Below are 25,400 nucleotides of genomic sequence, written 5' to 3'. Positions count from 1 at the left end.
ATATCCATTGTTGCGGTAACGGCCACTAAGGGTTCCGCTTTTACAGCCAGCCCTTTCAAGGTCTTTGGAAAAAGCCCCAAAACATGATCGTTTTTTGACCAAAAGAGATGCTGGCTGAGCCAAATTCAACTCGTTTATTTCTTAATTTCAGCCTGGAATTGGCGTAGGACGCGATTTAGGCAAAGACCTTGAAAGGGCTGGCTTTTACAGCGGGTCACTTTTGGAAAAGAGCCCCAAAAGTAACCTAAATTAGGGCTCTTGCCCCACCACTCGGCACCTCGCCCAGGCTCGGTGTGCCCGTAATCCGCCATGGATTTGGGGGGCCGCCGCCACGCGCCATCCATGGCGCGGGGCGGCTAAACCGGCATCCCTGCCGGTTTACCCCCCAAATCCCTGTCGAATTCCGGCCAGCTTGGTTTAACGGGGCGCCTCAGATCAAAAGCAAGATCAAGAGCGGCTCGCTTCGCATCGTGGTTACGGTCGGCTGCGGCTACAAAAGTTGTGTAGATACCCATGCTCCGATGAGGGCCTGTCAGTGAATGCATCTGTGGCTGACCCGCCGCCATCGGGGGCAAGCCCCTCCCACATTTTGAGCGGCGAATATCATTGATAAATACGGGCATCACGGCTCCACGCCGTCCTCTTCGCCAGAATCCTGAGGCTGGGCCAGGGACTGACTCCAGTCGGCGTCCTGCTGCTGCATCAGCGCGAACCAATGCTTGCGCATGAAGGTGAGGTAGCCGTCCGGCGCCTTGGCGAAGTCTTTCTCGTCGCCATAGCAGCCTGGCAGTGGCAGTTCGGTGCCCTGCTCCTTGTATTGGCTGACCAGCGCCTGCTGGGCCGCGACGCTGCAGTCGGTGGGCAATGGCATGCCGCGCAGGGCTCCGGCGTCCTCATCCCACCAACTGGCGCCCACACGGTCAAGGCCGCGCAGGCGGTACTTCTCGGACTTGCCGACGTGCATGATCAGCTTGAATTCGTTAGGGCTGACATCACTGGTGCAGGTACTCGAATAGCCGACCGTGGCCTGGGTATTGCCGTCGCCCAGCAGGTCAGTGACCTTGGTGGCCGCACGGTCAAAGCGCAGCCCGGCGTCGAATTCGCAGTGCTGCACGTCGTCGTACAGCATCCACACACGCTTTGGATGGTCGCCGCCGAGCAGGTACTGTGCCGCGTAAACAAAGGCTGACTGGGTGCCATCGTCATCCCGTTCGCTGACCTGTTCGGCAAGCACCAGCAGGTTTTTGCCTTGGCGATCGTCCCAGGTATAGGCCGCGACTTGTCTGCCGCGGACTTCCACGCCTTCCGGCACCTGCTCGATGCTGGTCAGCGCAACGCCGTCATCGGCCCGCACGCTGGTGACACAGGCCACCGTCATCAACAGTCCCATCAACGCGGGCCGTAACTGGCCGCGTAAAAGTTGCACGCTATTCATCCGACTACCCTGGCAAGAGATGGCTTACTTTACCGGCACTTGAGCGCCAATGCAGAGAAGATTGTTGAATAAGCCTCTTCGCCCGGGCCGCCGCGCCAAAATTGAACCAACCCCCCTGTCGGGCGCTCCCATCTTGCCCACGCCCTTGTACTTGTAATGCCTTAGTTACTTAGCTGAACCCTAGCTGTCTACCTGTCAAATAAACGAGTTTTTCATCCGCCTTTCATATTCGTTGCACATTTTTGCGCTTAACCTTGTAGGCAATACTTCAGAGCAAACCGCGGTTTGTCGACTAACCTGTTGATTACGCTTTATCTTTAGCGCCGCCTTGTAGTCTGCGGGCTGTAATTTCGCCCAATAATTGCTGTTGTTTTCACGCATCAAGTTGCTCCAGCCCGAGGTCATGAAACGTTGAAACCCTACCCTATTGATTGCGTGTCGATCGTTATCCCGGTCTACAACGAACAAGAGAGCCTGCCCGAATTGCTGCGTCGTACCACCGCAGCCTGCAAGCAACTGGCTTACGAATACGAAATCATCCTGGTGGATGACGGTAGTCGCGACGATTCGGCCCAACTGCTCGAAGACGCCGCCGCTGCAGAAGGCAGCAACGTGGTAGCGGTGATCCTTAACCGCAACTACGGCCAGCACGCTGCGATCATGGCCGGCTTCGAGCAGTGCCGTGGCGACGTGGTGATTACTCTCGACGCTGACCTGCAGAACCCGCCGGAAGAAATCCCGCGCCTGGTGGAACAAGCCGCCCTGGGCTACGACGTAGTCGCCACCGTGCGCAACAACCGCCAGGACTCCGCCTTCCGTCGCTGGCCGTCGCGGCTGATCAACCTCGCCGTGCAACGCTCTACCGGCGTGGCCATGAGCGATTACGGCTGCATGTTGCGCGCCTACCGCCGCACCATCGTCGACGCCATGCTCGCCTGCCGTGAACGCAGCACCTTTATCCCGATCCTGGCCAACGGCTTTGCCCGTCACACTACGGAAATCCTCGTGCATCATGCCGAGCGGGAACACGGCGAATCCAAATACAGCGCCATGCGCCTGATCAGCCTGATGTTCGACTTGCTGACCTGCATGACCACCACGCCATTGCGCCTGCTGTCCATTGTTGGTTTCAGCTTGGCGGCGCTGGGTGTGTTGTTTGCCTTCGCACTGATCATCATGCGCCTGGCCTTCGGCGCCGACTGGGCCGGTGACGGCCTGTTCGTGCTTTTCGCCGTGCTGTTCGTGTTCACCGGTGGCCAGTTCATCGGCATGGGCCTGTTGGGCGAATACCTGGGCCGCATGTACAGCGATGTACGCGCCCGCCCACGCTTCTTTATTGAAAAAGTGCTGCGCAACCAACCGGCAGCACCGGCTCCAGTCGTCGTAGTCGACGGCCTGGTGTCTTCCCACACTTCTACTTCTACTTCTTCTTCGGATCAGGTCCAGTCATGAGTTCAAAAGCTGTTGTCTTCGCCTACCACGATATTGGCTGCGCAGGCATTGAAGCCCTGCTCAGTGCCGGTTACGACATTGCCGCCGTGTTCACCCATGCCGATGACCCCAGGGAAAACAACTTCTACGGCTCCGTCGCCCAGCTCTGCGCACGTAATGGCATCCCGGTACACGCCCCGGAAGACGCCAATCACCCCCTGTGGATCGAGCGCATCGCCAAGCTGAATCCGGAGTACATCTTCTCTTTCTACTACCGCAACCTGCTCAGCGAAGCACTGTTGGCCACCGCTCGCAAAGGCGCGTTCAACCTGCACGGCTCGTTGCTGCCCAAATACCGTGGCCGCGCCCCGGCCAACTGGGTGCTGGTCAACGGCGAGACTGAAACTGGCGTCACCCTGCACCGCATGGTCAAGCGTGCCGATGCCGGCGCCATCCTGGCCCAGCAGAGCGTCAGCATCGACCGCACCGATACCGGCTTGAGCCTGCACGCCAAGCTGCGTGATGCGGCCACTGCCCTGTTGCGCGATGCTCTGCCGCAGTTGGCCCAGGGCAAGCTGAGCGAAACCGCCCAGGACGAGAGCAAAGCCACCTACTTCGGTCGTCGCACCGCCGCCGATGGCAAGCTGGACTGGAAAAAGCCCGCCGAGCAACTGTTCAACCTGGTGCGCGCAGTGACCCAGCCGTATCCGGGCGCTTTCTGTGCCGTGGGCGAGCACAAGCTGATCGTGTGGCAAGCCGATGTAGTCAAGGGCAACGAAGGTCTGGCGCCTGGCCGTGTAATCAGCGTCAACCCGCTGCGCATTGCCTGCGGTGAAGATTCCCTGGTGGTCAAGTTCGGCCAGCGCAACGAAAACGGCCTGTACCTGGCCGGCCCGGCCCTGGCCGATGAGCTGGGCCTTGTGGACGGTTCCGTACTGCGCGGCGCTGAGTCCGGGCGCAAGCCACGCCGTACCCGCGTGCTGATCCTGGGGGTAAACGGTTTTATCGGTAACCACCTGTCCGAGCGCCTGCTGCGTGACGACCGTTACGAGATCTATGGCCTGGACATCGGCTCCGACGCCATCGAGCGCCTGCGCAGCCATCCCAACTTCCACTACGTGGAAGGCGATATCAGCATCCACTCGGAGTGGATCGAGTACCACATCAAGAAATGCGACGTGGTCCTGCCGCTGGTCGCCATCGCCACCCCGATTGAATACACCCGTAATCCGCTGCGTGTGTTCGAGCTGGATTTCGAAGAAAACCTCAAGCTGGTGCGCTACTGCGTCAAGTACAACAAGCGTGTGATCTTCCCATCGACCTCCGAAGTCTATGGCATGTGCCAAGACCAGTATTTCGACGAAGACACCTCCAACCTGGTAGTGGGCCCGGTCAACAAGCAACGCTGGATCTACTCCGTCTCCAAACAACTGCTGGACCGCGTGATCTGGGCCTACGGCGACAAGGGCCTGAACTTCACCCTATTCCGCCCATTCAACTGGATGGGCCCGCGCCTGGACCGCCTCGACTCGGCGCGTATCGGCAGCTCCCGCGCCATCACCCAGCTGATCCTCAACCTGGTGGAAGGCACGCCGATCCGCCTGTTCGACGGTGGTGAGCAAAAACGTTGCTTCACCGATATTGCCGACGGCATCGAGGCCCTGGCCCGCATCATCGATAACGACAACGATGCCTGCAACGGCCAGATCATCAACATCGGCAACCCGGAAAACGAAGCGAGCATTCGCCAGTTGGGCGAAGAGCTGTTGCGTCAGTTCGAGGCCCACCCGCTGCGCAATAACTTCCCACCGTTTGCCGGTTTCCGCGACGTGGAGAGCAAGGCGTTCTACGGCACCGGTTACCAGGACGTGGCGCACCGCAAGCCCAGCATCGAAAACGCCAAGCGCCTGCTGAACTGGGAGCCGACCGTGCAGATGAGCGAAACCATCGGCAACACGCTCGACTTCTTCTTGCGCGAAGCCATGCTTGAAATAGCGGACAAGAAATAATGCAGGCAGGTCTTCGCATCGACGTCGACACCTATCGTGGCACCCGTGAAGGTGTGCCGCGGCTGCTCGAATCCCTGGCTGAAGCCGGGGTAAAGGCGACGTTCTTCTTCAGTGTCGGCCCGGACAACATGGGCCGCCATTTGTGGCGCCTGATCCGCCCGCAATTTCTGTGGAAGATGCTGCGTTCCAATGCCGCCGGCCTTTATGGCTGGGACATCCTGCTGGCCGGCACTGCCTGGCCAGGCAAGCCGATTGGCCGCGACCTGGGGCATTTGATGCGCCAGGCCAAGGCTGCCGGGCATGAAGTCGGCCTGCACGCCTGGGATCACCATGGCTGGCAGGCCAACGCCGGGCGCTGGAGCGAGGCGCAACTGGTCGAGCAGGTTCGCCGCGGTGTACAGACCTTGAGCGACATCCTTGGTGAGCGCGTGGATTGTTCAGCGGCCGCCGGTTGGCGTGCCGATGAGCGTGTGGTGCAAGCCAAGCAAGGGTTCAACTTTCGCTACAACAGCGATTGCCGGGGCACCAGCCTGTTTCGACCGACCTTGGCCGATGGCAGTGCGGGCACCCCACAAATTCCGGTAGACCTGCCGACCTTCGACGAGATCGTCGGACCGGTAGTGGCTGCCAAAGACTTCAACAACTACATCCTGGACCGGTTCAGCGCCTCAAAACTGAACGTCTACACGGTCCACGCAGAGGTAGAAGGGATTCTGATGGCCAATGATTTTCGCCAGTTGCTCACTCAGGCAAAGCAACGCGGCATTGATTTTACGCCCCTGGGTGACCTGTTGCCCGCGGATGTGACCACCCTGCCCCAGCAACGGTTGGTGCGCGGCGCCTTGAGCGGTCGCGAGGGTTGGCTCGGAGTACAGCAAGCATGATCCGCCGCTGGGCCCTGCCCTTGCTCCTGCTGGCGTTTGCCGTGGTCTATCTGCTGCCGCTGGCTACCCACGGCCTGTGGATCCCGGATGAAACCCGTTATGCGCAGATCAGCCAGGAAATGCTGCTGACCGGCAAATGGGCGTCACCGCACTTTATGGGCATCCGCTACTTCGAAAAACCCGCCGCAGGCTATTGGATGATAGCGCTGGGCCAGGCGCTCTTCGGGCAGAACCTGTTCGGCGTACGGTTTGCCTCGGCGTTGAGCACCGCCTTGAGCATTCTGCTGGTCTACCTGGTATCTCGCCGGCTGTGGAACGACCCGCAGAAAAGCCTGGTCAGCACCGTTCTGTACATGAGCTTCGTCAGTGTCGCGGCGCTCGGCGGCTATGCCAACCTGGACCCGCAGTTCACCTTCTGGGTCAACCTGACCGGCGTGGCGTTGTGGTTCTGCTTCGACAGCAGCACGCAGCGTGGTCGACTGTGGTCCTGGGCCCTGCTGGGTTTCGCGTGCGGCATGGGTTTCATGACCAAGGGCTTCCTGGCCTGGTTGCTGCCGGTATTGGTCGCCCTGCCCTACGCCCTCTGGCAAAAACGCTTGGGTGAATTGTTCAAGTTCGGCGTTGTGGCCGTGCTGGTGGCGATTGTGGTCAGCGTGCCGTGGGCGCTGGCCGTGCACCTGCAAGAGCCGGACTACTGGCACTTCTTCTTCTGGCACGAGCATATCCAACGCTTCGCCGGTGAAGACGCCCAGCATGCCGAACCGTTCTGGTATTACCTGCCGCTGCTGGTGGCGTTCGCGCTGCCATGGGTTGCGCTGCTGCCGTCTACAGCCAAAGAGGCGTGGCTGCAAAAGCGCGTGCCAAAGACCGCGTTCCTGCTGCTCTGGCTGCTGATGCCCCTGGCGTTTTTCAGCCTGGCCAAGGGCAAGCTGCCCTCTTATATCATGCCGTGCATGTTGCCCCTGGCCCTGCTGATGGGCTCGACCCTGAGTGACAAACTCACTCAGCGCCACGGCCGCGTCCTGCGCATCAACGGCTGGTTGAACCTGGCGATCGGTGTACTGGTGCTGCTGGCCCTCAGCTGGTTCCAGTTGAAGAAACCGGTGTACGAACCCGGCGAGGAAACCCTCAGCCTGGTCTTGGTGTTCACCTTCTTGTTCGGTTGGATCGTCGTCAATCTTCTGCAAGCGGCGCGCCCCTTGACATTGTGGGCCGCGCCCCTGATCGGCAGTGGGTTGCTGGTAGTCCTGGTGCCTGCGGCGTTGCCCCATTCGGTGGTTTATAACAAGACCCCGGACCAGTTCATCATTGATCACATCGACGAGTTGCAGCCCACCGTCGCCCTGTTGAGCAATGACCTTGGCGCCGCCTCAGCGCTGTCATGGCGTCTGAAACGCCCTGATATCACGCTGTACAACACCTCAGGAGAGGTCAAGTACGGCCTGACTTATGCAGATACGGCCCCGCGCCTGGTGGACCGCAACGCGATTCAGGCATGGATGGAGCAAACCCGGCGTACCGGCGCTGTTGGCGTGGTGATGCGGGTCAATAGCGCCGGCGAAAAGGAAGAACTCGCGCTGCTGCCTGCCGATGGCAAGCGCTATGCACAGGGCAAGATCGTGATCCTGATTTTCCCCCAGGTCGCGCCATGATCACCCTGCTGCTGTTACTCACAGCCTGCCTGTTCACCTGCATGGGCCAGGTCTCGCAAAAGTTCGCCGTAGAAAGCTGGCGTGAAGTGCCGGACGGTTGGGCGTTGAAACTGCGCTCACCATGGTTATGGTCGGCGCTGGTGTGCCTGGGCCTGGGTCTGCTGGTGTGGCTGTTGGTGCTGCAGCGCCTGGAAGTGGGCATTGCCTACCCCATGCTCAGCTTAAATTTCGTGCTGGTCACGCTGGTGGCGCGCTTTGTGTTTCACGAACCCATCGATGGCCGTCACTGGCTGGGTGTGGCGCTGGTGATTGTCGGTGTCGCCTTGCTGGGGCGCCAGGTATGAGCCGCGTACGGGGTTTCGCCCTGGCCTTGGGCAGTGTCGGCCTGGTGAGTGGCGCCCAGTTGGGCATGCGCTGGAGCATGACACGCCTGCCCTTGCCCGCCGAATGGCTGGCAGCCTTCACCAGCAACAGCATCGACCTCAGCGCGTTGGGCGTGGTGATCCTGGCGATCAGCGCCTATGCGCTATCGATGCTCTGCTGGCTCGGCGCGCTGAAGGACTTGCCCCTCGGCCGCGCCTATTCGTTGCTCAGCATCAGCTACGCGCTGGTTTACCTGCTGGCCGCCAGCCTGCCGGTGTTCAACGAAGATTTCTCGCTTTCAAAAACCCTGGGGGTGGCCTTGGTCATCCTCGGTGTACTGGTTATCAACTCTCGTCGTGCTAGCACCTCAAGTCCCAGGAATACCCCATGAAAATCAGTGTATTTGGTAGTGGTTACGTTGGTTTGGTACAGGCCACTGTACTAGCCGAAGTCGGTCACGATGTCATTTGCATGGACGTTGACAAGAGCAAGGTCGAGGCACTGCAAAAAGGCCACGTGACCATCTTCGAGCCGGGCCTGGCCGCGATGGTCAAGGACAACCTGGAAAGTGGACGCCTGCACTTTACCTACGACGAAAAACTCGCCGTCGAGCACGGTGAAGTGCTGTTCATCGCCGTGGGCACGCCGTCCGACGAGGACGGTTCGGCCGACCTCAAATACGTGCTCTCGGTGGGTGACGCTGTGTCCCGCCACCGCGTGGAGCCGGTGATCCTGGTGGAGAAGTCCACCGTGCCTGTCGGTACAGGCGACACCCTGCGTGCCCATATCGAAAAGAACCTGCATATTGCAGGCCGCCACCTGGATTTCGATATCGTCTCCAATCCGGAATTCCTCAAGGAGGGCTCGGCCGTTGCCGACTGCCGCCGTCCGGACCGCATCATCATCGGCTGCGAACGTGAGCAAGTGCGTGAAGTAATGCGCGACCTATACGCACCGTTCAACCGCAACCACGACCGCATCATCTTCATGGACCTGCGCAGCGCCGAGCTGACCAAGTACGCCGCCAACTGCATGCTGGCCACCAAGATCAGCTTCATCAACCAGATCGCCGAGCTGGCCGAACACCTGGGCGCCGATATTGAAGCGGTGCGCCTGGGCATCGGAGCCGACTCGCGGATTGGCTACCACTTCATCTACCCGGGTTGCGGCTATGGCGGCTCATGCTTTCCCAAAGACATGCGTGCCTTGATCCACAGCGCCAAGCAAGCCAACTGCTCCAGCGACCTGCTCGAAGCCGTGGAAGCCATCAACCAGCGGCAGAAGAGCAAGCTCTTCGAGCGTATCAACGCGTTCTTCAAGGGCAACCTCAAGGGCAAGACGTTCGCCTTGTGGGGCCTGGCCTTCAAACCCAATACCGATGACATGCGCGACGCCCCCAGCCGTGTACTGATGGAAGCCCTCTGGGCTGCCGGCGCCAATGTGCGCGCCTTCGACCCGGAAGCCATGCAGGAAACCCAGCGCATCTACGGCGATGACCCGCGGCTGATGCTGATGGGCACCCCGGAGTCCACCCTGGGCGGCGCCGATGCACTGATCGTGTGTACCGAATGGCAGCAATTCAAGGCACCGGACTTCGACCTGATTCACCAGCGCCTGAAAACCCCGGTGATCTTCGATGGCCGCAACCTGTATGACGGTGAGCGCCTGACACGCAAAGGCTTCAAGTATTTCCCCATCGGCCGTGGCGATTCCTGCGAGTTGCCGATCCCCCAGCAAAACTGGGTGGAACAGGTCAGGGATGTCGGCTAGGTGAACAAGGTTTTTCCGTCCCTGCAGAGTGCCACGATCCGCCGCCAGTCGCTGGGGCTTGGGCTTCTGGCGCTGGTGCTGTTCATTGCCGGCAACTGGCACCAGGCGATCATCGGCTTCGATTCGCGCTTCGTGGTCTTTGCCCAGGAAATGCTGCGCCATGGGCCAAGCTTTTTCCCCACCACCTACGGTCAGCCCTATGCCGACTACCTGGCGACGTCGACCCTGCTGACCTGGCTGTTGTCGTTGCCTTTCGGCCAGGTCACCAGCCTGACGGCGTGGCTGCCTACCGCGCTCGCATCGGCGCTGATCGTGGTGCTGGTGTATCGCCTGATCGCGCCCTACTCGCCGCGCTGGGGCCTGCTGAGCATTGCGATGTTGCTGCTCAGCAGCACCTTTGTCAGCGAAACCCGCTCGGTCTCCCTGGACCAGATGCTCGCTGCCGTGGCCCTGGCGGTGTTTTACCTGGGGTATGCCCATGATCACTTCAGTGCAGCCAAACGCCTGCATTGGGTGTTCCTGTTGCTGCTGCTGGGGTTTGCGATCCGTGGGCCGATTGGCCTGGTGATCCCCACCGGGGTGTTGTGCAGCTATTACCTGATCAACCGCCAATGGCGCCAGTTGTTCAGCTTCGGCTTGCTGTCACTGGCGCTATTGGCGGCGTGTGTCGGCCTGCTGTTGCTGCTGGCCAAGCTCAGCGGCGGCGAAGACTTCATGCATGATGTGATTCGTATGCAGTTCCTTGGGCGCATGGATGGCAGCGAAGGCTCCGGCGGCGTGCTGTATTACTTCACCAGCTCCATGGGCAACTATGCCATGGCCTATCCGCTGGCATTGCTGGCGCTGCTGGCCGTGGTGATTGGCGGTCGGCGCGGGCCGGACCCGGCGTTGAAGCTGGTGTGCTATTGCGCGGCCGCGGCTTTGCTGGTGATGCTGGGCCTGTCGGTGCCCCAGGCCAAGAAGGCACGTTATATCCTGCCGATGCTGCCGTTTGCAGCCATCATCGCCGCGTACCCTTTCCAGGTCTCCCAAGGCCGTCTCTTTACCTGGCTGCGTGGGCTGACACTGGGTCTCTGGACGCTGTTGCCAACGCTATTGGCGATTGGCCTGGTGGTGGCGCGGCGGCGTTATCCAGAGCCGCTGGCCAGCCTCGAGCTGATCTTCGTCGTGCTCGGGCTGCTCCAGGTCCTGGCTTTGCTGGCACTGCTCAAGGCGCGACTACGCCACTATGGTCCCGCCTTGGCCGCCGTGCTCGCGCTCTGGACCACCTACATCATGGTGGTTGAACCCTTGGAACGCCGGCTGTACGACACCCGCACGTTCAGCCTTGCCGTGAAGGCCAAGGTCCTGCAGCAGCCGGCCCCGCTGGTGCTGCACGCCTTGGGCAAAGATGCGAAAGCCATCAAGTTCATGGTCAATTACGATTGTGACAAGGTGCCGCTGTTTACCCAGTTGCCTGTCGATTTGAAACCGGTCCAGGCGCCGGCATGGGTCGTCATGAGTCAGGCAGACTTCGAAACGCTGGATGATCCACGCCTGCGTTCGATCACACCGACGCTCACCGGCGACTTCGACAAGACCCCCTATGTACTGCTGCATCTGGCAGTCACTTCGGCGCCTTGAGTGCTTTTCCCATGGCAACGTAAGAAAGAACGCCCACTCTTCAACCAGTGGGCGACTTTCATCATAGGCACCAAGAAAACACCTACATTCCTTTGCGTAATGGCTGGTGCACTTTCCCTTCCTGCGCCTGGAACCCAACGGTAGACTCGCTGCCACGTGCAATCAATATCTACCACCCGCTCGTCAGCGCTCACCTGCTGGCGTTCGGGCCAAGGCACTCCATAACAACAAGGACGCTGTAGGCTGCCCACGCGATGGCTTACTTCATTGAGAGGACAATGCCGTGCGAGAGGAACTGTTCACTGTACCCTTACCCAGACTGGATCGTTTGATGGAGCTGCGCGACGCACTGGTGGCACTTAAGGGCCCGTTGGCCGACGACCCCAGATTACGCGAAGACGTGCAAGAACGCCTGTTCAATGAAGAGGCAAACAGCCGCGTGCTGGGTAAGATCAACGCCGCCACGCAAAACCCGGCAGGGCCGATTACCTACGGCGATGCCATTTGACTGCATAGTTTTTGCATTTAAACCTCATTAATATGCAGTGGCGCCAATGCAATATCAGCGGCACACTGCGCAGGTTCCTCCCCCAAATGTTGGAACCTTTCAAAGGGCTGTTCCGGGAAAACCGGCAGGCCTTTTTTTTCGCCCGCTGTTTATGGACCGTCTTTCAATGCTCGCTCGTTGGTTACCCGCTGCAATCAATACCCGCCCGACCGAATGGAGCCGTGCCGCAATCGGCATGGCGCTGGGCACGATGTTCAGTGTCTGGGCCTGTGCCCAAGTGTTCGGCATGGAGGTTGCCCTGCACCTGCTCGGCCCGCTTGGCGCCTCGGCGGTGCTGCTGTTTGCCGTGTCATCGGGGGCCTTGGCCCAGCCGTGGTCGATCATGGGCAGTTATCTCTGCGCCGGCATCGTGGCGTTGCTGGTAGCACGGGTGCTGGGGCGTACCTTGGGCAGTGCTTGCCTGGCGGCCGGCATGACGGTGATCCTGATCTGCTGGCTGCGCTGCCTGCATCCACCAGCCGGTGGCCTGGCCATGACCCTGGTGTTGGCCGACCCGGCCTCGATCGCACTGGGCTGGCACGAGCTGGCACCAGTGATGCTCGGCGCCGGCGCCCTGCTGGCCTGTGCCCTGGCCTACAACAACGCCACGCGCACGCGTTACCCCAAAGGCCCTGTCGAACCTGCGCCGGTTTTCATCGACAGCCCCCCCATGACGGATCCCGCTATCACCGCTGCCGATCTCAAGCTGGCGCTGGCCGAGATGGAGCAATTCTTCGATGTCGAGCCCACGGAGCTGGAACAGCTGATTCATGCCGCCGAAGTCCATGCGCGGCGACGCAGTATCGGCGAGGTGCTGGCAACTCGTGTGGGCTGAGGCCTAATCCGCACCATGCGACAAATGGTGCAATACGCCGCTTGCGACCAGGCGGCTGACGACTAGAGTCAACATAGCACTTGAAGTTGTCTGCAGTTCAAAAGATGTCTGGGGCCTTGCTGTACCAGTAGCGAAGACAAGGAATGTCTGGCTTTGGATCAATAGCAGCAGCTGCCCCATCACTTGGTATCTGATGCCCTCCTCATAGTTTTCCTGCCAGTGCTCCTGCTCGGGTGTTTCGAAATGCTCATTCGAAACAGGAGAACTTTGCCTTGGACGACCTATTCGAACAATTACTCGGCTCGCCGCTGTTCGAACCGCGCCAACGCCATCACATGCCCCTGAAAAGCTACATGGACCTGACCATCAAGCGCATGCATGCGATCTTTGGCACCGGCCTGATCAATAACGAACTGTGGATGGGCCAACCACGGCAATCGGAGTTTTCTTCGCTGTGTGAGTTGATGGGGTACGTGGGCGCCTTCGATTACGCACTCCACTCCTCGATAGTCGATCACATGATTGCCGTCGACACATTGTTCAACCATGGCTCTGGCGCACAGGTAAATCGCTATCGAGACGAAGTGATCCACCTGCGCAAGGTCTACGCCTTCGGCTGTACGGAAGTCGCAGGGGGAACCGACGTGCGCAATGTGCGAACGACGGTGACGTACGACCGGCAAAACCATAGCCTGGTGCTCGACTCCCCTTCGCCCGAGGCCTGCAAATGCTGGATAGGTAACGCCTTGCGCGCCGCCCAGGTGCTGATGGTACTTGCCCGCCTGATCGTCGACGGAGAGGATCAAGGCCACCATTGGTTTCGCGTGGTTATTCGCAAGCGCGAAAATGGTCGACTGCTCAATGGCGTGAAAATAATGACGTGTGATCCCAAGGGTGGAATACACGCCAACCAAGTGGCAGCAATACGTTTCTGCCAGTTGAAGTTGCCTGTTGACGCGCTGCTGCAACGCCATGCGCACTTCACTGACGAGGGCACGTTCGTCAGCGACCTACCGTTACCCCTGCGTTTTATCGAGGCGCTGAGGACGTTCCTGCAAGAACGGGTGATCTTCATGGCAGGTATTCGTCACAGTGCCGGCCTGACCGCTCACCTGAGCTATCGTTTCGCCCATCACCGCCTCATCCAGGCGCCCACGGGCCAAGTGGCGTTGTTGAGCCAGCCGATGTTTCGTCAACGCCTTTATGCCATACAGCTCAAGGCGCTCGCGCTCAAATACCTGGAGCAGGCAGTGCGCAAGCGCTTCGAAGCCGACTGGGCGCAGGAGGCCAAGCGCAAGGAGCTCCACGTGCTGGCCGCCTTGTGCAAGGCAGTGGGTGCATGGCAAGGGCTCGAGGTGATCGCTCTGTCTAGAGAGCTGTGTGGATCCCAGGGATTCCATCATTACAACCAGATCGTCACTCAGCGCATGGATTGTGAGGTTGCCAATACCTTTGCCGGTGACAGCTCGGTCATGGCTTATCAAGTGATCAAGGACGCCATGGCACGACCACGGTTCGTCGACAGCCCGCCCGCCAACATAGCCCAGAGCGTCGAAGCGCAGATCCTCAAGCAATGTCGCAAGGCCACTGGGTTCACCCATGCACAGGCTGTGGGGCTGGCCTATGCCAAGGCACTGGATCTGGTGATTCAGGAGACCGAAGCGCTCGGGCTGCTGCCACCTGCGACCCTCGAGGACCTGATCGGTGAGTTCGCTGATCAACTGTATCCATGGGGAGTGCGCAAGCCTCAACGGATGGGCGTGGAGGTCAGCTCAACGCAGATCGAAGCGCTGGCCACGCAGCTCAAACCGCCCCAGGTGCTGGTCAGCGCACTGATCGATTCACCTGATTATGTCCAGCAGTTCACCCGCGAGCTCTATGAGGAGCATTGACATGGAACTCCAGTCACTACCGGATTTTGCCGCCCCTGAAACCATAGGTGAGCCCTACGCAGCATTTGCCTACTTGCGTCATCACCACCCACTGTTCTGGTCGCAACACTACAAGGCCTGGTTGCTAACCCGGTTTGACGACGTATCCGCCGCCCAGGCCGATGTCCACCGTTACTCCTCCAATCGCATGCGCGAATTGGTAAATGCCCAGGTGCCCGCGCACCAGCGAGCGGCGCTGGAACCTTTCATCGAGAAGGCTTCGCGCTGGATGTACGCCCAGGACGGCAAGGCCCATGAAGACGGGCGCAAGGTGCTGGGCAAGGCCTTTACCCCGCGTGCAATTAACGCACTGGCAGATGACATCGAGCAGATCGTCGATGACTTGCTGGCGCAATTAAGCCCCCAGCCAGAGCTGATGACTGAACTGTTCAACAAGATTCCCGCATTGATCCTGGCGCACATGTTCGGCATACCTGCGCAGGAAGCACTGAAGGTCAGGCGTTGGACGGATGCGATCATCGTGTTCATGGTGGGTAGCACCGATCCGGCATTCGGACCGCGAGAGGCCTTGCAGGCGATGGAAGAGATGTACGAGTACTTCTCGCGTCTCGTCGATGAACGTCGCCAATCACCTGGCGCTGATTTGGTCAGCCAGGTGATTGCCGCCGGCGAACAGGCCGGGATGACCCAAGACGACTTCGTGGCGCAGTTGGCCTTTATATTGGTAGCGGCCACGACGACCAGCGCCGATCAGTTGGGCATTATCCTGTTCTATTTGCTCACCCACCCGCAGGCGTTGGCCGAACTCAAAGCCAACCCGGGGTTGATCCCCAATGCCATCGAGGAAGCATTGCGCATCTGCCCCGCCGGGCAGCTGAGTCATCGCGTCGTCACCGAAGACGTCACGCTGCATGGCCAGACCCTACACAAGGGTGACCTTGTGTACCTGGTCCGCGCCGCGGCCAATCGTGACCCCCGGCACTTCAACGATCCTGATCGCTTCGACATCCATCGCCAGCAGCACGACCACCTGGCGTTCGGCCGCGGTCCGCATTTTTGCATGGGCACGTTGCTCTTCAAACTCGAAGCAAAGATCGCATTTACCCGTCTGCTGCAACGCTTTCCCGATGTGCGCCTGATAGACGAGCAACCGCCAGCATGGCGCACCAACAGTCTGCAATTTCGTGGATTAAGCCACATCCGTGTTGCGCTGCAACCGGCTGGCGGGGCGATCACGCGTTGCTTTTCCGCAGCACCGTGGGAAAAGAACGGCGGCTACTGTCGAGCGCTACGCGCAGGCAACCTGATTGTCACCAGTGGCACGGTGGCGTTCGATGAGCAGGGCAATCCCTACGCTCCCGGTGATGTATACCGACAGACCAGACGCTGCCTGGAAATCATCGAAACCGCGCTCAAGCAGTTGGGCGTCGACAGGACACTTGTGGTCGCCACACGCATGTACACCACCGATGTGGCCTGGTGGCCACAAATCGCCAAGGCTCATCAGGAGTTTTTCAGCCATTGTCCACCGACCACCATGCTGCTGGGCGTCAATCAATTGATCGCGCCTGCCTATCTCATAGAAATAGAGGCCCAGGCATGGACCGGCCAGTGATGACAGCCGAGAAAGTCCGCGCCGCAGTACGTGATGCTGTGGTGATGAGCGTGCAGGACTGCTCGGTCGAGACGGCGCCGCGCTCGGTGCGTATACGCCTGTACCGGCAGTCGACAACCACGCCTGCCCCGGTCCTGCTGTATTTTCATGGCGGTGGCTGGGTAGCTGGTGACCTGGATACCCATGACAGTTTCTGTCGGATCATGTGCGAATGGGCCAGGTGCGCGGTCGTTGCCGTAGATTACGCCAGGCCACCGGAATTCCGCTTTCCCGCCGCCGTGGAAGATTGCTACGCCATCACCGAATGGGTGGCCGTCCAAGGCGCGGCCCTGAGGCTGGACAGCCACCGGATCGCAGTCGCCGGTGGAGGTTCCGGCGGTGGGCTGGCGGCGGTTATCTGTCAGATCGCCTATGAACGCCACGGTCCCACCATTGGTTTCCAAATGCTGCTTTATCCGCTTCTCGATTGTCTGGCGCGCACTCGTTCCCGGGCCGAGTTCGCGGGTAGATCGGGCCTGACCATTGAAATGCTCAGCTGGTATCTGGGCCAATATGTGGGCGAAGGGCAATCTTTGGACCACCCCTGGTTGTCGCCTGCGCACCGGGCTTCGTTACAGGGCTTGCCCAAAGCGCTGATTCTCACCGCCGGCTGCGATGTATTGCGTGATGAGGGCCGAGTTTATGCACACCGGTTAAAAAAAGCCGGCGTGCAGGTAAGACACACAGACTACCCAGGCATGGACCACGGTTTTATCAACTACCCTGGTGAACACCTCGCTGCGCGCAAGGCCATCCTCCAGTGTGCGCACGCCCTGGCGGAGCATTTTGGCGGCGGGACGCCCCCAGGCCCCAACCCTGCATAAATGCAAAAACGACCTGCATGATTCCGGGTTGTACGGGGCAAATTTGCACTGGTACGATCACGGGATGGTTCGTCCGCGAACATTTAGATAAAGAACAATAAAAGCAGGGAGTTACACATGACTGCTCAGGTTTTATCCGAAGCAAACCGCAGCGAGGGTCTTCAGGAAGATGTCTTGGCTGAAGTGCGCAACCATATTGGCCACCTCACCCTCAATCGCCCCGCCGGCTTGAATGCTATCACCCTGCACATGGTGCGCCTGCTGACCACGCAGTTGCGGGCCTGGGCCGATGATCCGCAGGTCCATGCCGTTGTATTGCGCGGCGCCGGGGAGAAAGCCTTCTGTGCCGGCGGCGACATCCGGTCCCTGTATGACAGCTTCAAGAACGGCAACACCCTGCACGAGGATTTCTTCGTCGAGGAATATGCACTCGACCTGATCATCCACCAATACCCTAAACCCGTGCTGGCGCTGATGGACGGGTTCGTCCTCGGCGGCGGCATGGGCCTGGTACAGGGCGCAGACCTGCGAGTAGTGACCGAGCGCAGCCGCCTGGCCATGCCAGAGGTGGCCATCGGTTACTTCCCGGACGTGGGCGGCAGCTATTTCCTGTCGCGTATTCCCGGTGAACTGGGGACTTACCTGGGCGTCACCGGCGTGCAGATTCGCGCGGCGGACGCCCTGTATTGCGGGTTGGCCGACTGGTATATCGACAGCGCCACGCTCCCCGAGCTGGACCAGCAGCTCGATCGCCTGCAATGGCACGACTCGCCCCTCAAGGACCTGCAGGGCGTGCTCGCCAAACTGGCCGCGCAGCAATTGCCCGACGCACCACTGGCGACCTTGCGGCCGGTCATCGACCATTTCTTCGCCTTGCCGGATGTGCCGAGCATTATCGAGCAGTTACAGGCAGTCACTATCGCCGATACCCATGAATGGGCATTGACCACCGCCCACCTGATGCAGTCCCGCTCGCCCCTGGCCATGGCCGTGACCCTGCAAATGCTCCGCCGTGGCCGCCACCTGACGCTGGAACAGTGCTTTGACCTGGAGCTGCACCTGGACCGCCAGTGGTTCGAGCGCGGCGACCTGATCGAAGGAGTTCGTGCGCTGATCATCGACAAGGACAAGACCCCGCGCTGGAATCCGCCGAGCGTTAATGAGCTGGACGCCGCGCATGTCAAAAGCTTCTTCCGCGACTTCGTGCAGATTGAGAAATAAGCCATGCAAGATCTTGAATATACAGAAGAACAAGTCATGATCCGTGACATGGCGCGAGACTTTGCCCGTGGCGAAATCGCTCCCTATGCCCAGGCCTGGGAAAAAGCCGGCTGGATCGACGACGCCCTGGTCACCAAGATGGGCGAACTGGGTCTGCTCGGCATGGTGGTCCCGGAAGAATGGGGTGGCACCTATGTGGACTACGTGGCCTACGCCCTCGCGGTCGAAGAAATTTCCGCGGGTGACGGTGCCACCGGCGCCCTGATGAGTATCCATAATTCAGTGGGTTGCGGGCCGATCCTCAACTACGGCACACAAGAGCAGAAACAAACCTGGCTGGCCGAACTCGCCAGTGGCCAGGCCATCGGCTGCTTCTGCCTGACCGAACCCCAGGCCGGCTCCGAAGCCCACAACCTGCGTACCCGTGCTGATTTGAAAGATGGCCAGTGGGTGATCAACGGCGCCAAGCAATTTGTCAGCAACGGCAAGCGCGCCAAGCTGGCCATTGTGTTTGCGGTGACCGATCCGGAACTGGGCAAGAAGGGTATTTCAGCGTTCCTGGTGCCCACTGATACCCAGGGCTTTGTGGTTGATCGCACCGAACACAAGATGGGCATTCGCGCCTCGGACACCTGCGCCGTGACCCTCAACCAATGCAGCGTTCCCGAGGCCAACCTGCTGGGTGAGCGCGGCAAGGGCCTGGCTATCGCCCTGTCCAATCTTGAAGGCGGGCGCATCGGTATTGCCGCCCAGGCCCTGGGCATCGCCCGCGCCGCCTTTGAAGCGGCGCTGGCCTATGCCCGTGATCGGGTGCAGTTCGACAAGGCAATCATCGAACACCAGAGCGTGGCCAACCTGCTGGCCGATATGCAAACCCAGCTGAATGCAGCGCGCTTGCTGATCCTCCACGCTGCGCGCCTGCGCAGTGCCGGCAAGCCGTGCTTATCGGAAGCCTCACAGGCCAAGCTGTTTGCCTCCGAAATGGCCGAGCGCGTGTGCTCCAAGGCGATGCAGATCCATGGTGGGTATGGGTACCTGGAAGATTACCCGGTGGAGCGCTACTACCGGGATGCGCGGATCACACAGATCTATGAAGGGACCAGCGAAATCCAGCGGATGGTGATTGCCAGGGAGCTGAAAAACTACCAGCTCTGACTGGCACGCCGCATAAAAACTGTGGGAGGGGGTTTGCTCTCGATGAGGGAGAGTCAGTCAGCACATCTATGACTGACCCAACGCCATCGGGAGCAAGTCGAATCGTCGCACCGCCCCTCCCACATTTGGATCTCCAGTGTGGTAGAGACGGCGCTTGGCCATGAATGCCGCTCAGCTCTGACTGACACACCGCATAAAACTGTGGGAGGGGGTTTGCTCCCGATGAGGGAGAGTCAGTAAATGCATCTATGACTGACCCAACGCCATCGGGGGCAAGTCGAATCGTCGCACCGCCCCTCCCACATTTGCATCTCCAGTGTGGTAGAGACGGTATTACTTATCCTTGAACTGCGGCGCACGCTTGGCCACGAACGCTGCCATGCCTTCTTTCTGATCCTGGGTCGCGAACGCCGCATGGAACACCCGGCGCTCAAAACGCACGCCTTCGGACAGGCTGACTTCAAAGGCGCGGTTCACGCTTTCCTTGACCATCATGCTGATCGGCACGGATTTGCCGGCGATCAGGGTAGCGACCTTCAGCGCCTCCTCAAGCAACTCATCGGCCGGTACGATACGCGCCACAATGCCGCAGCGCTCGGCTTCTACCGCGTCGATAAAGCGACCGGTCAGGCACATTTCCATGGCCTTGGCCTTGCCCACTGCGCGGGTCAGGCGCTGGGTGCCACCCATGCCTGGCAGCACGCCAAGGTTAATTTCCGGCTGGCCGAACTTGGCGCTGTCGCCGGCCAGGATAAAGTCGCACATCAGCGCCAGTTCACAGCCGCCGCCCAAGGCAAAGCCGTTTACCGCCGCAATGATCGGCTTACGGCGGTTAGCCACGCGGTCGCTGTCGCTGAACAGGTCGTCCAGGTAGATCTGCGGGTAGGTCAGCTCGGCCATTTCCTTGATGTCGGCACCGGCAGCGAAGGCTTTCTTCGAGCCGGTCAGCACGATGCAGCCGATCTCGGGGTTGGCTTCTAGATCGTCCAGCGCCTGGTTCAGCTCACTGACCAGTTGTGCATTCAAGGCGTTCAACGCCTGGGGGCGGTTGAGGGTGATCAGCCCGACACGGCCCTGGACGTCAAGCAAGATGGTTTCGTAACTCATGTATCGGCTCCTTAAAGATTGCGTGAGATGACCATGCGTTGGATATCGCTGGTGCCTTCGTAAATCTGGCAGACCCGCACATCGCGGTAGATCCGCTCCAAGGGGAAGTCGCTCAGGTAACCGTAACCGCCCAGGGTTTGCAAGGCGGCCGAGCAGACTTTCTCGGCCATTTCCGAGGCGAACAGCTTGGCCATTGACGCCTCGACCAGGGCCGGCTTGCCACTGTCGCGCAGGGCAGCGGCGTAATGCACCATCTGCCGGGCGACGGCTATCTGCGTGGCCATGTCCGCCAGGCGAAAAGCCACCGCCTGGTGTTCGATCAGCGGCTTGCCAAAGCTTTCGCGCTCACGGGCGTAATCGCGGGCCGCTTCGAAGGCCGCCCGGGCCATGCCCACCGATTGCGACGCGATGCCGACGCGACCGCCTTCAAGGTTGGCCAGGGCGATCCTGTAACCCTCGCCCTCCTCGCCCAGGCGGTTGGCCACCGGCACCTTCACGTCCTCAAACAGGATCTGGCAAGTGTCGGAGGCATGTTGCCCGAGCTTGTCTTCAACCCGTGCCACGGTGTAGCCCGGTGAGTCGGTAGGCACGATAAACGCACTGATGCCGCGCTTGCCCGCTGCCGGGTCGGTGACCGCGAACACAATCACGACCCCGGCGTTTTGCCCGGAGGTGATGAACTGTTTGCAACCGTTGAGTACGTAGTGATCGCCTTCAAGACGGGCACGGGTTTTCAGGCTGCTGGCATCGGAACCAGCCTGGGGCTCGGTCAACGCGAAGGCGCCGAGCATGGCACCGCTGGCCAGGGGCGTGAGGAACCGGGCTTTTTGCTGGTCATTGCCGAATTTGAGGATCGGCACGCAGCCCACCGAGTTATGCACGCTCATGATGGTCGAGCAGGCGCCATCTCCCGCGGCGATTTCTTCCAGGGCCATGGCATAGGCCAGGTAGCCGGTGTCGCAACCACCCCATTGTTCGGGCACCAGCATGCCGAAAAAGCCCAGTTCGGCCATTTCAGCAATGGCTTCCTTGGGGAAGCGATGCTCGCGATCCCATTCGGCGGCGAAGGGTTTCAGACGTTCCTGGGCGAATTGCCGGGCGGCGTCGCTGATTTGCAGTTGTTCGTCATTGGGCAGCATAAGCAGTCCTTAGTACAGGCATTCGACGGCCATGGCCGTGGCTTCACCGCCGCCGATGCAGATGGCGGCGACGCCACGCTTGAGGCCCTTCTGGCGCAGGGCCGACAACAGGGTTACCAGGATGCGTGCGCCGGAGGCGCCAATCGGATGGCCCAGGGCGCAGGCTCCGCCATGGACATTGACTTTGTCGTGAGGAATCTCCAGCTTGCTCATGGTCACCAGGCTCACAACGGCAAAGGCTTCGTTGATTTCGAACAGGTCGACTTCATCGAGGTTCCAGCCGGTCTTGCTCATCAGTTTGCGGATCGCCCCTACGGGTGCCACCGGAAACAGCCCCGGCTCGTCGGCAAACGCCGCATGCCCGTGAATCACCGCCAACGGCTTGAGCCCGCGCTTGTGGGCCTCGGATTCGCGCATCAGCAGCAGCGCAGCGGCGCCATCGGAGATCGAGCTGGAGTTGGCCGCCGTCACGGTGCCGCCTTCACGGAACGCCGGTTTCAGGCTGGCAATCTTGTCCAGTTTGGCTTTCGGCGGTTGTTCATCGTGCAGGATGGTTTTCTGCTCCTTGCCCACGGTGACCTGTACCGGGACGATTTCGCTGGCGAAGCTGCCATGGGTGATGGCTTCCTGGGCACGGGTCAGGGAAGCAATGGCGAAGGCGTCCTGGGCTTCACGGGTAAAACCGTTGTGCTCGGCGCAGTCCTCGGCGAAGGTGCCCATCAGGCGGCCCTTGTCGTAGGCGTCCTCGAGGCCGTCGAGGAACATGTGGTCGAGCACCTTGCCGTGACCCATGCGATAGCCGCTGCGCGCGCGGTCCAGCAGGTACGGTGCATTGGACATGCTCTCCATGCCACCGGCAATCACCACGTCGACGCTGCCGGCACGCAGTGAGTCGTGGGCAAGAATCGCCGCCTCCATGCCGGAACCGCACATTTTATTGAGGGTGGTGCAGCGGGTGCCCTTGTCCAACCCGGCGCCCAGGGCGGCCTGGCGGGCTGGTGCCTGCCCGAGCCCGGCCGGCAACACGCAGCCGAACAGCACTTCGTCGACGGCATCGGTGGCGATACCGGCACGTTCGACAGCGGCACGAATCGCGGCCGCGCCCAGCTGCGGCGCGGTCAGGCTCTTGAGATCGCCCTGGAACCCGCCCATGGGCGTACGCACGGCGCTGACAATAACGATTGGGTCATTCATACAGGTGGCTCCTTACTTGGCGGCCATACGCAAGGCGCCGTCGAGACGGATCACCTCGCCATTGAGCATGCTGTTTTCAAGGATATGCCGCACCAGCGCGGCATATTCGGCGGGCTTGCCCAGGCGCGGCGGAAATGGCACACCAGCAGCCAGGGAGTCGCGTACTTCCGGGGTCATGCCGGCCATCATCGGGGTTTCAAAGATGCCTGGGGCGATGGTCATCACACGGATGCCAAACCGCGCCAGTTCCCGGGCGGCGGGCAAGGTCAGGCTGGCAATCGCGCCTTTGGAGGCAGCATACGCCGCCTGGCCGATCTGGCCATCGAACGCCGCCACCGAGGCGGTATTGATGATCACACCGCGCTCACCATCGGCATTCGCCTCGGTTTCAGCAATGGCCGCAGCGGCCAGGCGCAACAGGTTGAAGCTGCCGATCAGGTTGACGTTAATCACCTGGGCAAAGCTGGCCAGGCCATGGGGGCCATTCTTGCCGAGGATCTTCTCGCCGCGCACTACACCGGCGCAGTTGATCAACCCGTGCAAACCGCCAAACGCCTCGACAGCCGCGTTAACGGCCGCTTCGGCAGCGGCTTCCTGGCTGATATCGGCTACGGCACTACGGGCGTTGTCGCCCAACTGGGTGGCCTTGGCCGCCACGGCGTCGGCATTCAGGTCGACCAACATCACCTTCGCGCCGGCCGCAATGAGCATTTCAGCCGTGGCCGCACCGAGGCCCGAAGCGCCGCCGCTGACCAGGAATACCTTGTTTTCAATCTGCATCATTGTTTCCTTTGAAAGGGATCAAGCCACGGCCGCCTGGGCCTTGGCAATTTCCTGATTACGCAAAATAAAACGTTGCAGCTTGCCGCTCGGGGTCTTGGGCAAGTCGCTGACAAATTCGATTTCTCGTGGGTAAGCATGGGCAGCCAGGCGCTGGCGCACATGCAGGCGCAGCTCTTCGGCCAATTCCGGGGTGGCGCGGTATTGCTCGCTGATCACCACGAAGGCCTTGACCAGCTCGGTACGTTCCGGGCAAGGCTTGCCGACCACGGCGGCTTCAACCACCGCCGGGTGTTCGACCAGCGCGCTTTCCACATCGAATGGGCCAACGCGGTAACCGGACGTGGTGATCACATCATCGCTGCGCCCGACAAAACTGATGCTGCCGTCCGGGTTCAGCTCGACGGTGTCGCCACTGAGGTAGTACTTGCCCACAAACGCCTTGGTCTTGACGCCCTCATAGCCGGCGAACCAGCACATCGGCGATTGTTCACGGTCGATGGCGAGAATGCCGGGCTGGCCGGCGGGCAGTTCCTGATTCTGGTCATCCAGCACCACGATGCGGTGCCCGGGCGAGGCGAAGCCCGCCGAACCCACATGCACCGGGTGCGCCAGGCCATGGTGATTGCACAGCACCATGCCCAACTCAGTCTGGCCATAGTGGTCGTGGATGGTCACGCCCAGGCTATCGGCGAACCAACGGATCACCTCCGGGTTCAACGGCTCGCCGGCACTGCTGACGATGCGCAGCTTGCCCTTTATCGAACGGGCGAACTGCTCGCCCCCGGCAATCAGCAGGCGGTACGCCGTGGGCGAACCGGCGAGGTTGGTGATCCCATATTTATTGATGACCCGACAGGTGCTTTCCAGGGTGAACGGACCATCGTAGAAAGTGATCGGATGCCCCATGGCCAGCGGCCCGGTCACGCCGAAATAGATGCCGTAGGCCCAGCCCGGGTCGGCGACGTTCCAGAACGCATCTTCGGGGCGCAGGTCCACGGCGTCGCGCATGTAGCCCTGGAACGCGACAATCGCCTTGAGTGGCACCGACAGCGCCTTGGAGGGGCCGGTGGTGCCCGAGGTGAACATCAGCAGGAACGGATCGTCGGCGCCCAGCATCACCGGCTCGCAGACGTTGGCGTGGTTGGGCAGTTCGGCCCAGAAGCTGTAGTCGCCGCGCACGATGCCCTCGCCCCTGGCCCCGGCCACCGTGACGATGGTCGGGCAGCCAGCGACTTCGGCCAGCTTGGGGCGGTTGACCGCGTCGGTGACCACCAGCGCTGCCCCGGAGCTGTTCAGCCGATGCTCGATGGCCTTGGGACCGAAGGCGGTAAACAGCGGCTGGTACACCGCGCCGATGCGCCAGGTGGCGAGCACCACCACCAGCAACTCGGCCGTGCGCGGCAACAGGCCGGCGACCTTGTCACCGCGCTTGACGCCCTGGGAGAGGAGGAAGTTGGCGAAACGTGCGGCCTGCTCCTGCAACTCGGTGAAGGTCGACGTGGCGCTGCGCCCATCTTTGCCTTCCCAGAACAAAGCGATACGCCCGGGGAGCGCGTGGCGGTCACAGCATTCTACGCAGGCATTCAACGCCTGCAGATTGCCGGCCAGCGCGGCGTCGACGGTGTGCTGGTAATCAAACCCGGTGGTGGCAGCCAAATACTCACGCATCGTTTCCAATCCTTCTGTATTTTTATTTTCAGGACTTTTTGACTCGATAAATCAGCTGGAATAGTCGCTCCAGAGCGTTGCAGCGGCAATGGTCAAAGCCTTCAACCTGGCTGACTGGTTTGGCCAATCCGGTGTGGGGGGCACCTGTTGAGTCCGGGGTGGCCTGGGGGCCGACAGCCCTGCGGTAGATGCCGCCCAGGCATTTCACGGCTAC

The 25,400-nt window shown here is 60.8% G+C and carries 22 protein-coding genes; 15 read left to right on the top strand and 7 right to left on the bottom strand.

Annotated features, from left to right (window positions below):
• Nucleotides 1-622: 622 nt before the first annotated feature.
• Together QYQ93_RS14565 and QYQ93_RS14560 are read right to left on the bottom strand one after the other, a co-directional pair.
• Nucleotides 623-1,435, bottom strand: a complete 813-nt coding sequence (locus QYQ93_RS14565) for a M949_RS01915 family surface polysaccharide biosynthesis protein (protein ID WP_338474875.1) — start codon at nt 1,433-1,435, stop codon at nt 623-625.
• A gap of 195 nt (nt 1,436-1,630) precedes the next feature.
• Nucleotides 1,631-1,816 (bottom strand): hypothetical protein, encoded by a 186-nt coding sequence (locus QYQ93_RS14560; RefSeq protein WP_124421724.1) that lies wholly within the window; start codon nt 1,814-1,816, stop codon nt 1,631-1,633.
• Nucleotides 1,817-1,846: 30 nt separating this feature from the next.
• Here QYQ93_RS14560 and arnC point away from each other — a divergent pair, with 30 nt between their 5' ends.
• The 15 genes from arnC to QYQ93_RS14485 all read left to right on the top strand — a co-directional run bounded on the left by arnC (nt 1,847) and on the right by QYQ93_RS14485 (nt 19,295).
• The gene (gene arnC, locus QYQ93_RS14555) at nt 1,847-2,887 is read left to right on the top strand and encodes an undecaprenyl-phosphate 4-deoxy-4-formamido-L-arabinose transferase (protein ID WP_338474874.1); all 1,041 of its coding nucleotides are present in this window, start codon (nt 1,847-1,849) and stop codon (nt 2,885-2,887) included.
• A complete protein-coding gene (arnA, locus tag QYQ93_RS14550; protein ID WP_338474873.1) occupies nt 2,884-4,875 on the top strand; it encodes a bifunctional UDP-4-amino-4-deoxy-L-arabinose formyltransferase/UDP-glucuronic acid oxidase ArnA in 1,992 nt (663 codons plus the stop codon). Before arnC ends, arnA begins: the two co-directional genes overlap by 4 nt.
• Nucleotides 4,875-5,759 carry a 4-deoxy-4-formamido-L-arabinose-phosphoundecaprenol deformylase gene (gene arnD / locus QYQ93_RS14545; protein WP_338474872.1) on the top strand — a complete coding sequence of 295 codons (885 nt, stop codon included), beginning with the start codon at nt 4,875-4,877 and terminating at the stop codon, nt 5,757-5,759. Before arnA ends, arnD begins: the two co-directional genes overlap by 1 nt.
• Nucleotides 5,756-7,411: a lipid IV(A) 4-amino-4-deoxy-L-arabinosyltransferase gene (arnT, locus tag QYQ93_RS14540; protein ID WP_338474871.1), complete on the top strand. Its 1,656-nt coding sequence runs from the start codon at nt 5,756-5,758 to the stop codon at nt 7,409-7,411. The genes arnD and arnT overlap by 4 nt, the downstream gene beginning before the upstream one ends.
• Complete coding sequence (gene arnE, locus QYQ93_RS14535) at nt 7,408-7,755, top strand: 4-amino-4-deoxy-L-arabinose-phosphoundecaprenol flippase subunit ArnE (protein WP_338474870.1); 348 nt, start codon at nt 7,408-7,410, stop codon at nt 7,753-7,755. Before arnT ends, arnE begins: the two co-directional genes overlap by 4 nt.
• The gene (gene arnF / locus QYQ93_RS14530; RefSeq protein ID WP_043050470.1) at nt 7,752-8,165 is read left to right on the top strand and encodes a 4-amino-4-deoxy-L-arabinose-phosphoundecaprenol flippase subunit ArnF; all 414 of its coding nucleotides are present in this window, start codon (nt 7,752-7,754) and stop codon (nt 8,163-8,165) included. Before arnE ends, arnF begins: the two co-directional genes overlap by 4 nt.
• Nucleotides 8,162-9,544 (top strand): UDP-glucose dehydrogenase family protein, encoded by a 1,383-nt coding sequence (locus QYQ93_RS14525; RefSeq protein WP_057010937.1) that lies wholly within the window; start codon nt 8,162-8,164, stop codon nt 9,542-9,544. The genes arnF and QYQ93_RS14525 overlap by 4 nt, the downstream gene beginning before the upstream one ends.
• Nucleotides 9,545-11,167: an ArnT family glycosyltransferase gene (locus tag QYQ93_RS14520; RefSeq protein WP_338474869.1), complete on the top strand. Its 1,623-nt coding sequence runs from the start codon at nt 9,545-9,547 to the stop codon at nt 11,165-11,167. It abuts the gene before it with no gap.
• Between the two features lie 319 nt (nt 11,168-11,486).
• Nucleotides 11,487-11,675 (top strand): type VI secretion system contractile sheath small subunit, encoded by a 189-nt coding sequence (locus tag QYQ93_RS14515; RefSeq protein ID WP_264083707.1) that lies wholly within the window; start codon nt 11,487-11,489, stop codon nt 11,673-11,675.
• A gap of 166 nt (nt 11,676-11,841) precedes the next feature.
• Nucleotides 11,842-12,549, top strand: coding sequence for an HPP family protein (locus tag QYQ93_RS14510; protein ID WP_043050473.1), 708 nt, complete (start codon nt 11,842-11,844; stop codon nt 12,547-12,549).
• A gap of 272 nt (nt 12,550-12,821) precedes the next feature.
• A complete protein-coding gene (locus tag QYQ93_RS14505; RefSeq protein WP_338474868.1) occupies nt 12,822-14,441 on the top strand; it encodes an acyl-CoA dehydrogenase family protein in 1,620 nt (539 codons plus the stop codon).
• A 1-nt stretch (nt 14,442) separates the two neighbouring features.
• Nucleotides 14,443-16,056 (top strand): cytochrome P450, encoded by a 1,614-nt coding sequence (locus QYQ93_RS14500; RefSeq protein ID WP_338474867.1) that lies wholly within the window; start codon nt 14,443-14,445, stop codon nt 16,054-16,056.
• Complete coding sequence (locus QYQ93_RS14495; protein WP_338474866.1) at nt 16,041-16,919, top strand: alpha/beta hydrolase; 879 nt, start codon at nt 16,041-16,043, stop codon at nt 16,917-16,919. The genes QYQ93_RS14500 and QYQ93_RS14495 overlap by 16 nt, the downstream gene beginning before the upstream one ends.
• A gap of 117 nt (nt 16,920-17,036) precedes the next feature.
• On the top strand, nt 17,037-18,140 hold the full coding sequence (locus tag QYQ93_RS14490) for an enoyl-CoA hydratase/isomerase family protein (protein ID WP_043050476.1): 1,104 nt from the start codon (nt 17,037-17,039) through the stop codon (nt 18,138-18,140).
• A 3-nt stretch (nt 18,141-18,143) separates the two neighbouring features.
• Complete coding sequence (locus QYQ93_RS14485) at nt 18,144-19,295, top strand: acyl-CoA dehydrogenase family protein (RefSeq protein WP_338474865.1); 1,152 nt, start codon at nt 18,144-18,146, stop codon at nt 19,293-19,295.
• 333 nt (nt 19,296-19,628) lie between these two features.
• Here QYQ93_RS14485 and QYQ93_RS14480 read toward each other — a convergent pair whose 3' ends face one another.
• From QYQ93_RS14480 to QYQ93_RS14460, 5 genes are read right to left on the bottom strand one after another with little or no spacing between them, the layout of a single operon-like run.
• Nucleotides 19,629-20,402, bottom strand: a complete 774-nt coding sequence (locus tag QYQ93_RS14480) for an enoyl-CoA hydratase (protein ID WP_043050478.1) — start codon at nt 20,400-20,402, stop codon at nt 19,629-19,631.
• An 11-nt stretch (nt 20,403-20,413) separates the two neighbouring features.
• Complete coding sequence (locus QYQ93_RS14475) at nt 20,414-21,541, bottom strand: acyl-CoA dehydrogenase (protein WP_043050479.1); 1,128 nt, start codon at nt 21,539-21,541, stop codon at nt 20,414-20,416.
• Nucleotides 21,542-21,550: 9 nt separating this feature from the next.
• Nucleotides 21,551-22,735, bottom strand: a complete 1,185-nt coding sequence (locus tag QYQ93_RS14470) for an acetyl-CoA C-acyltransferase (RefSeq protein WP_043050480.1) — start codon at nt 22,733-22,735, stop codon at nt 21,551-21,553.
• Between the two features lie 12 nt (nt 22,736-22,747).
• The gene (locus QYQ93_RS14465; protein WP_124400624.1) at nt 22,748-23,515 is read right to left on the bottom strand and encodes an SDR family NAD(P)-dependent oxidoreductase; all 768 of its coding nucleotides are present in this window, start codon (nt 23,513-23,515) and stop codon (nt 22,748-22,750) included.
• A gap of 21 nt (nt 23,516-23,536) precedes the next feature.
• Nucleotides 23,537-25,186, bottom strand: a complete 1,650-nt coding sequence (locus QYQ93_RS14460; RefSeq protein ID WP_338474864.1) for an AMP-binding protein — start codon at nt 25,184-25,186, stop codon at nt 23,537-23,539.
• Nucleotides 25,187-25,400: the final 214 nt, after the last annotated feature.

Source organism: Pseudomonas khavaziana (genome assembly GCF_036704165.1).
In the GTDB taxonomy this organism is placed as follows: domain Bacteria; phylum Pseudomonadota; class Gammaproteobacteria; order Pseudomonadales; family Pseudomonadaceae; genus Aquipseudomonas; species Aquipseudomonas khavaziana.
This window is presented reverse-complemented; position numbering and strand designations above follow the sequence as displayed.

Bases quoted from the DNA above. Each gene is read 5' to 3' on its own strand.
- arnF (WP_043050470.1), top strand. From the start codon at position 7,752: ATGAGCCGCGTACGGGGTTTCGCCCTGGCCTTGGGCAGTGTCGGCCTG.
- QYQ93_RS14565 (WP_338474875.1), bottom strand. From the start codon at position 1,435: ATGAATAGCGTGCAACTTTTACGCGGCCAGTTACGGCCCGCGTTGATG.
- QYQ93_RS14500 (WP_338474867.1), top strand. From the start codon at position 14,443: ATGGAACTCCAGTCACTACCGGATTTTGCCGCCCCTGAAACCATAGGT.
- arnT (WP_338474871.1), top strand. From the start codon at position 5,756: ATGATCCGCCGCTGGGCCCTGCCCTTGCTCCTGCTGGCGTTTGCCGTG.
- QYQ93_RS14510 (WP_043050473.1), top strand. From the start codon at position 11,842: ATGCTCGCTCGTTGGTTACCCGCTGCAATCAATACCCGCCCGACCGAA.
- QYQ93_RS14480 (WP_043050478.1), bottom strand. From the start codon at position 20,402: ATGAGTTACGAAACCATCTTGCTTGACGTCCAGGGCCGTGTCGGGCTG.
- QYQ93_RS14465 (WP_124400624.1), bottom strand. From the start codon at position 23,515: ATGCAGATTGAAAACAAGGTATTCCTGGTCAGCGGCGGCGCTTCGGGC.
- QYQ93_RS14560 (WP_124421724.1), bottom strand. From the start codon at position 1,816: ATGCGTGAAAACAACAGCAATTATTGGGCGAAATTACAGCCCGCAGAC.
- arnE (WP_338474870.1), top strand. From the start codon at position 7,408: ATGATCACCCTGCTGCTGTTACTCACAGCCTGCCTGTTCACCTGCATG.
- QYQ93_RS14495 (WP_338474866.1), top strand. From the start codon at position 16,041: ATGGACCGGCCAGTGATGACAGCCGAGAAAGTCCGCGCCGCAGTACGT.
- QYQ93_RS14475 (WP_043050479.1), bottom strand. From the start codon at position 21,541: ATGCTGCCCAATGACGAACAACTGCAAATCAGCGACGCCGCCCGGCAA.
- QYQ93_RS14490 (WP_043050476.1), top strand. From the start codon at position 17,037: ATGACTGCTCAGGTTTTATCCGAAGCAAACCGCAGCGAGGGTCTTCAG.
- QYQ93_RS14525 (WP_057010937.1), top strand. From the start codon at position 8,162: ATGAAAATCAGTGTATTTGGTAGTGGTTACGTTGGTTTGGTACAGGCC.
- QYQ93_RS14470 (WP_043050480.1), bottom strand. From the start codon at position 22,735: ATGAATGACCCAATCGTTATTGTCAGCGCCGTGCGTACGCCCATGGGC.
- QYQ93_RS14460 (WP_338474864.1), bottom strand. From the start codon at position 25,186: ATGCGTGAGTATTTGGCTGCCACCACCGGGTTTGATTACCAGCACACC.
- QYQ93_RS14485 (WP_338474865.1), top strand. From the start codon at position 18,144: ATGCAAGATCTTGAATATACAGAAGAACAAGTCATGATCCGTGACATG.
- arnD (WP_338474872.1), top strand. From the start codon at position 4,875: ATGCAGGCAGGTCTTCGCATCGACGTCGACACCTATCGTGGCACCCGT.
- arnA (WP_338474873.1), top strand. From the start codon at position 2,884: ATGAGTTCAAAAGCTGTTGTCTTCGCCTACCACGATATTGGCTGCGCA.